Here is a 6211-nt window from a genome sequence, read left to right as displayed (position 1 = left end):
GGAGCATGGGAACGATCAGTGGCAGGGGGAGGGGTTATTTTCCGGGCGTCAGGGTCAACCGTGTGCTGCCGTAAACCTTGTCGTAGTTCTGCGGCTGCATCGGCAGGCTCATGTATTGGCCCTTGAGCCAAGGATCAACACTGTTCAGGTAGTTCGGGCTCGCCGGGTTGCCGGATTGCCCCGTACCGTTCTGCCCCATCAACGGTTCAGCCTGGGCGAAATCGACGATAAAGCGCATTGAAGGCGCCAGCGTCGTGTTGAAATCCTGGCCCCAAGTGAACGCCGATGTGTTCAGCGTGGTGTGATCGCCACCCGCTGCGAGAGGCCCGCGTACGGTCTGGCCGCTGGCATTCTTCCATTCATAGCGATGCAATTTGCCCCATTGCCAGGCTTTGTGATCGCCACCCAGTTGACTGTCACCGGCGCTGATCGCCGCTGCCAGACTGCGGGCGAGGATGGTCGGTTTGTCTTCTTTTTGCGGCGTGCTCACGTCATCCCAGAAAGGGCTGTCTTCACGCCCCAACAGGTGATCGGCCTGTGCCGCGTAGGACAACTTGCCGTTGGCTATAAAGGCTTTCCACGCCGGACTGGTTTGCGGGCCCAGTTCGTCGAGGAAGATCTGCTTGGCGCTTTCCTGCAGGAACAGTTCGTAAATCGCTGCGTCGGCGGAGGTCGGGCTGAGTTTGCCGTCAAACGCCATCAAGCGCGCGTAGGCCTCGTGCGCCTTGGCGCGATCGGCAACGGGCAGCGCTTCGATGGCCTGTTTGAGCGGCTGGGCCATGCCCGGGGCCTCAAACATCTTTTTCAGTTTGGCGGCGAATGTGGTGGTCTGGTCGTATTGCATCGCGATCATGCTACGCGTGTCGTGTTTGCCCACGCCGGCCAGTTCGGCCATGCGCTCACCGCGCTCCGGTGCCGACCAGGAATTGGACAGCTGCATGCCATAGCCATGGGGAATGACCCGCTGGTTGGCGGTGCCGAGCCAGCCTTGGGCCGGGTCTTGGTCATATGGGTGCAGCATCGGGTCGGCGTAACCGTCCCAGTCGTAACGACCTTCCCAGCCCGGCGATGGCAACAGGCCTTCGCCTTCGCGACGGTTCGGGTAACGACCGGTGACCTGCCAGCCGATGTTGCTGGCGTCGGCGAATACCAGATTCAGGGCGATGGCGCGGATTTCACGACTGGCGTCCGAGGCTTTCTCGACCGTTTGGGCGCGGGACAGGTCGAAAAACGCGTCCAGGGTCTTGTCGTCAGTGAAGCTTGGCGTCTGCAAGGCCAGGCCCAGACCATTGGCCAGCGTCGTGCCTTGGGCGCTATTGAGCAACGGCCCGTGGCGGGTTTCATACACCGCTTCACGAATCGGCCGCTGGCCTTTGACGAAGTAGGTTTCGTTTCGCACGACCACTGGCTGCCATTTGCCGTTGACCTCATAGGTGAGGCCATTGCCCTGACGTTTGATTTTTTCCAGGAACAGGTCCTGGTTGTCGCCCATGACCGCCGTCATGCTCCATGCCACTTTGCCGTTGAAACCGCCGAGAACCATTGGCAAACCGGCAACAGTCACGCCGGAAGCCTGGTATTTGGGGGCACGAATCTGCACGTAGCTGAACAATGATGGCACGCCCAGCGGGCCATCAATGTCGCTGGCCAGCAGGCTTTTGCCACTGCGGCTGCGTTGCGGACCGATGGCCCAGTTGTTCGATGAGGTGGCGCCCAGCAGGTTCAGGTCAGACAGTTGGCCAGTGGCTTTACTGATCTCGGTCAGCCCTGGAATGGCGCCATTGAGTTTGATGCCCTGAAGTTTTTCGGCTTCGGCGACCGGCAGTTTTTCATCGGGCGCCGATGGCGTCAGCCACGGGAGCTTGTCGGTGGTGACCGTCTGGGCCAGCACCAGCGAGGCAATTTCTTCTGGCAGGTTGGCGGACTGGCTGAAATTCAGCAGGCAGAAAATCAGCGCCGAGTCTTCCGGTTTCCAGTACTCAGGCTTGTAGCCCGTGGCAGCGAGGTCGGCTGGCAGCTTGTCGCGGTAGCGGAACAGGTAGGCGTTGACACCACGAGCATAGACTTCAAAGAAGCGTTTCAGGCGCGGAGAAGACGCCTTGTACAACTCACCGGCGCTTTTCTTCAGATTGACGGCGCGCATGTAGCGGTCGGCATCGAGCAGGTCGGCACCGGACATTTCTGCCAGACGGCCTTCGGCCAGCAGGCGCAAGGTGACCATCTGCGTGATGCGGTCGCTGGCGTGGACGTAACCGAGGCTGAATAGCGCGTCATGAAAGCTGTTGCTTTCGATCAGCGGCATGCCCATGGCATTGCGGCGCACCGAGACGTTCTGCGCCAGGCCCTTGAGCGGTTGCACGCCAGTGGTTGGCGGGAGGGTGTCCTGAGTGTTCCAGGTCTGACAACCGGTCAGGCTCAAAACACTGGCTACTGCTGCGGCAACGCCGAACCGGGGAATGAAATGTGTAAGGGCTGGCGAGGCCATGGCAAAGCTCCTGCGGGGGTAGAGGCGCAATAAAGCCGCTACGTTAGTGAGCAGGAGGGGACCGCGCAAGCGGGGTGTCGGGTTATTTCAGGATTTGTCTGTCCATGATCGTTCCCACGCTCTGCGTGGGAATGCCTCAATGGACGCTCCGCGTTCGGCTTGTGATGGGACGCGGAGCTTCCCGAGCTGCATTCTCACGCAGAGCGTGGGAACGATCTTCAAAGCGAGGGAACGATCCTGGCTCAGGGTTTTGGCGGGTTGACCTTGGCCGCCAGCGCATACGCCTTCACCGTCGCCGGACGATTCTGGATGTGGTTGAACCAGCGCAACACATTCGGGAAATCTTCCAGGTTCTGGCTCTGCCACTTGTGGGAAACAATCCAGGGGTAGATCGCCATGTCGGCAATGCTGTATTCGCTGCCGGCGACAAACTCATTGCTTGCCAATTGCTTGTCCAGAACTCCGTACAGGCGAGCGGTTTCATCGATGTAGCGCTTGATCGCGTAGGGGATTTTCTCCGGCGCGAACTGGCTGAAATGATGGTTTTGCCCGGCCATCGGCCCCAGGCCGCCCATTTGCCAGAACAACCACTGCAGCGCTTGCTGGCGGCCACGCAGGTCTTTGGGCAGGAACTGACCGGTTTTCTCTGCCAGGTAGAGCAAAATCGCTCCCGATTCAAACACCGACAATGGCTCTCCGCCATCGACTGGCTCATGGTCGACGATGGCCGGGATCCGGTTATTCGGGGAGATTTTAAGAAAGTGCGGCTGGAACTGTTCATTCTGGCTGATGTTGATCGGGTGCACGTTGTACGGCAGGCCGGCTTCTTCCAGGAAAATCGAGATTTTGTGGCCGTTGGGGGTAGTCCAGTAATACAGGTCGATCATGCAGTACTCCAAATAAAGAGACGTCATTAAGGTCGGACAGCGACCGCGGGCATCAGGTCGTCCTGTTTGCGTTCGAGGGCTTGCCTGTAGGAGGAGGTGATGCTCAAGTGCGTGAAATTCAATGACCTTGTGTGAGAAAAGTCGGCATGGAGCTCAAGACCAACGCAGCGTTAATCATCATCGACCAGCAAAAAGGCATCCTGCACCCCAGATTGGGTCGTCGAAATAATCTTCAGGCTGAGGAACGAATTCTGGATTTGCTCGCGTATTGGCGGCGCACTGGGCGCCCGGTGATTCATGTGCAGCACCTGTCCCGTTCACCGGATTCCGTGTTCTGGCCTGAGCAATCGGGCGTGGAGTTTCAGGAGCGGTTCGCCCCACAGACTGGCGAGCAACTGATTCAGAAGCAGGTGCCGGATGCGTTTTGTGCCACCGGGCTTGCAGCGAGTTTGCGCGAGGCGGGGATCGATCAGTTGGTGATGGTCGGAGTTGCGACCAACAACTCGGTCGAATCCACGGCGCGAACGGCCGGTAACCTGGGGTTTGACGCTTGGGTGGCGGAGGATGCGTGCTTCACGTTCGACAAGGCGGATTATTTTGGCCAGCTGCGTTCAGCCGAGGACGTGCATGCGATGTCGCTGGGGAATTTGCACGGGGAGTATGCGACGGTTGTCAGCAGCACGCAGATTTTGATGGCTGACTGAAAACCTCTGGGAGAGAGGCGGGTGGCGAATGCGGTGTAACTGGCGCCTAGATAGTGAGTCTGCCGACGTCATCGCGAGCAAGGTCGCTCCCACAGGGATCTTCGTCGTTCACAGAACCAGTGTGGGAGCGGGCTTGCCCGCGATAGCGATTCAACAGGCGAAAAAGATTTTCGCCCCAAGCATTACGCGCCGTGGCACTTCTTGAATTTCTTGCCGTTGCCGCAAGGGCAAGGGTCGTTGCGGCCGACGTCTTTCAGAGCGTTGCGCACCGGCTCCTGGTGAGCGTGGCCGCAGTTCGGGCCGTGGACATGGCCATGGTCATGATCATGGTGGTCGTGATGGTCATGATGGTCATGATCGTGGTTGCAGTCAGGGCCATGGACATGGGGTTGCTGGGTCATCGGGTTTTCTCCGGAATTAAATCGGCGGGGATTATCACGCCATTGCGCGCCAGGTGCACGTAGTGCGCGATGAATAAGCCGGTTTCCAGTTCACCTTCCAGACGATAGGGGATGGGTTGATCGGGTTTTTTCAGCATTTTCACCAGATCCCGGACCTTGGGCCACAGGTTGGTGCGGATCGGCACTTTGAAATAAGCGCTGTGTTTGGGCCCGACCGTGAACCAGTGTTCGTGTTCGCCTTCGGTCAGTAGCATGTCGCCCAAGTGAATGCGGTACTCAAGGCTACGCACAGTCAGGTCGCTGTCGTTGGGATTGTCGACGCGAAAGTGCAGGATGAATTTCTGCTCCATCAGCTTGGCTCGCACAACTTCGACCTGAACCAGATGCACTTGCGGGTCCGGCTCATCGTTGCCGAACCACGACGCGCAGCCGCTGAGTCCTGACAACAGAAACAAGGTGAACAGATAGCGTGCGAGTCGCTGGGTGATCATGGCGGTATTTCTCCCTTGAACCCCAGTCTAGACGTAAAAGATCACTACCTTTCACCGCTGCTGAATGGGGGCGGCGCAGCTCTGTCGATCTGCTGCGATCCTTTGAACTCACCTCACGCGCCGAAATACCCTGCGCAACACTTCTTGAATTTCTGCCCGCTGGCGCACGGACAGGCATCATTACGCCCGGTCTTGAGTGGCACGGTGGGGTCGATGAAGTACCAATGGCCGGCGTTCTGCACGAACGAAGAGCGCTCGCGATGGCTGTGTTCGCCGGTGCCGTCATGCCAGCGCGCGGTGAAAGTAACGAACGCATGTTCCGGCTGGCCGCCGAATACCTCGGAGCTTTCCACCTCAAGTCCCAGCCAGGTGCTTTGCGCGCTCCAGTCACTGATGGATTTGCGATCCAGGCCTGCTTGCTGCGCGGGCAGGGTGGTCGCCACCAGATAGTCGATCAGCCCCAGCACATAGGCGCTGTAGCGCGAGCGCATCAAGGCTTCGGCACACGGCGCCGGATGCCCGGCATGGTAATGGCCGCAGCAGGCATCGAGCAGGGTGCCGCTGCCGCAAGGGCAAATGGATGTACTCATTGCGTTACCACCAGTATTTCCCGAAGTTTTCCGGATTGGCCCAGAACCTTGAATTGAGCCAGTCGGGCACCTGTTTGTAGTCAAGCAGATCGTAAGTAAACAGCGTCAACACTTGATCGTCGCGCTGGAAGCGTTCGCTGGCTTGCAGGGCCAGGGAAAAAAAGTCCGTCTCCTGCCAGCCACTGGCCGGCAAATCCGCCAGTACTGCAATGCGGCTGGCGTTGAGGTTACGGATCCCGCCCAACAAGTTCAGACCATCACGCTTGGGCAAGTGTTCGAGGCAATCGACCACCAGCGCCAGATCAAACCGTCGCGCCGCCAACTCGGTCGGCAACGGTCCTGGCGTGGCGTGCGCGACGCAACTGTCCGGGTGCGCCAGTTTGAAGGCTTCCAGGGCGGGGAATTCGCTGGCGCCAATCAACAACAGACGCTCAGGGGCGTAACGATCAAGCAAAGCGGCCAACGCCTGCTGGGGCGTGCGCGAAGAAATACCTGCAATCATCGAAGATCCTCAATCAGAGTCGCCAAGACTAGCCTGCCCAAACGTCCGGGCCTAGAGCGGGTTTGCTCTAAAAGCTTTCATCTGACGTGAACGCGGGGAGAAAAGAGCAATGGCCTATTGCTGGCGGAGATTAAAACTCCGGTCTTTACTC

At 58.9% G+C, this 6211-nt stretch carries 7 protein-coding genes; 1 reads left to right on the top strand and 6 read right to left on the bottom strand.

The features are described from left to right. Positions 1–34: 34 nt before the first annotated feature. Both ACM6I0_RS30215 and ACM6I0_RS30210 read right to left on the bottom strand, forming a co-directional pair. Entirely contained in the window at positions 35–2485 is a 2451-nt protein-coding gene (locus tag ACM6I0_RS30215) for a penicillin acylase family protein (RefSeq protein WP_414923979.1), read from the bottom strand. Positions 2486–2727: 242 nt separating this feature from the next. After that, positions 2728–3372 carry a glutathione binding-like protein gene (locus ACM6I0_RS30210; RefSeq protein ID WP_285430245.1) on the bottom strand — a complete coding sequence of 215 codons (645 nt, stop codon included), beginning with the start codon at positions 3370–3372 and terminating at the stop codon, positions 2728–2730. 146 nt (positions 3373–3518) lie between these two features. Here ACM6I0_RS30210 and ACM6I0_RS30205 point away from each other — a divergent pair, with 146 nt between their 5' ends. After that, positions 3519–4076: a cysteine hydrolase family protein gene (locus ACM6I0_RS30205; RefSeq protein WP_414923978.1), complete on the top strand. Its 558-nt coding sequence runs from the start codon at positions 3519–3521 to the stop codon at positions 4074–4076. 182 nt (positions 4077–4258) lie between these two features. Here the strand turns inward: ACM6I0_RS30205 and ACM6I0_RS30200 are convergent, their stop codons facing one another. The 4 genes from ACM6I0_RS30200 to ACM6I0_RS30185 form a co-directional block, all read right to left on the bottom strand. Beyond that, the gene (locus ACM6I0_RS30200; RefSeq protein ID WP_046046248.1) at positions 4259–4477 is read right to left on the bottom strand and encodes an SEC-C metal-binding domain-containing protein; all 219 of its coding nucleotides are present in this window, start codon (positions 4475–4477) and stop codon (positions 4259–4261) included. Further along, on the bottom strand, positions 4474–4968 hold the full coding sequence (locus ACM6I0_RS30195) for an LEA type 2 family protein (RefSeq protein ID WP_285430241.1): 495 nt from the start codon (positions 4966–4968) through the stop codon (positions 4474–4476). Before ACM6I0_RS30195 ends, ACM6I0_RS30200 begins: the two co-directional genes overlap by 4 nt. 113 nt (positions 4969–5081) lie before the next feature. Beyond that, positions 5082–5558, bottom strand: a complete 477-nt coding sequence (locus ACM6I0_RS30190) for a YchJ family protein (RefSeq protein ID WP_414923977.1) — start codon at positions 5556–5558, stop codon at positions 5082–5084. A 4-nt stretch (positions 5559–5562) separates the two neighbouring features. Beyond that, positions 5563–6060 carry a DUF6231 family protein gene (locus tag ACM6I0_RS30185; protein WP_414923976.1) on the bottom strand — a complete coding sequence of 166 codons (498 nt, stop codon included), beginning with the start codon at positions 6058–6060 and terminating at the stop codon, positions 5563–5565. Positions 6061–6211: the final 151 nt, after the last annotated feature.

The sequence above is a fragment of the Pseudomonas sp. IT-P294 genome, from assembly GCF_949767865.1.
Lineage (GTDB): Bacteria > Pseudomonadota > Gammaproteobacteria > Pseudomonadales > Pseudomonadaceae > Aquipseudomonas.
Note: the sequence above shows the minus strand (reverse complement) of the source record. Positions and strands in the feature narration are given on the sequence as shown.

Bases quoted from the DNA above. Each gene is read 5' to 3' on its own strand.
- ACM6I0_RS30215 (WP_414923979.1), bottom strand. From the start codon at position 2,485: ATGGCCTCGCCAGCCCTTACACATTTCATTCCCCGGTTCGGCGTTGCC.
- ACM6I0_RS30210 (WP_285430245.1), bottom strand. From the start codon at position 3,372: ATGATCGACCTGTATTACTGGACTACCCCCAACGGCCACAAAATCTCG.
- ACM6I0_RS30205 (WP_414923978.1), top strand. From the start codon at position 3,519: ATGGAGCTCAAGACCAACGCAGCGTTAATCATCATCGACCAGCAAAAA.
- ACM6I0_RS30200 (WP_046046248.1), bottom strand. From the start codon at position 4,477: ATGACCCAGCAACCCCATGTCCATGGCCCTGACTGCAACCACGATCAT.
- ACM6I0_RS30195 (WP_285430241.1), bottom strand. From the start codon at position 4,968: ATGATCACCCAGCGACTCGCACGCTATCTGTTCACCTTGTTTCTGTTG.
- ACM6I0_RS30190 (WP_414923977.1), bottom strand. From the start codon at position 5,558: ATGAGTACATCCATTTGCCCTTGCGGCAGCGGCACCCTGCTCGATGCC.
- ACM6I0_RS30185 (WP_414923976.1), bottom strand. From the start codon at position 6,060: ATGATTGCAGGTATTTCTTCGCGCACGCCCCAGCAGGCGTTGGCCGCT.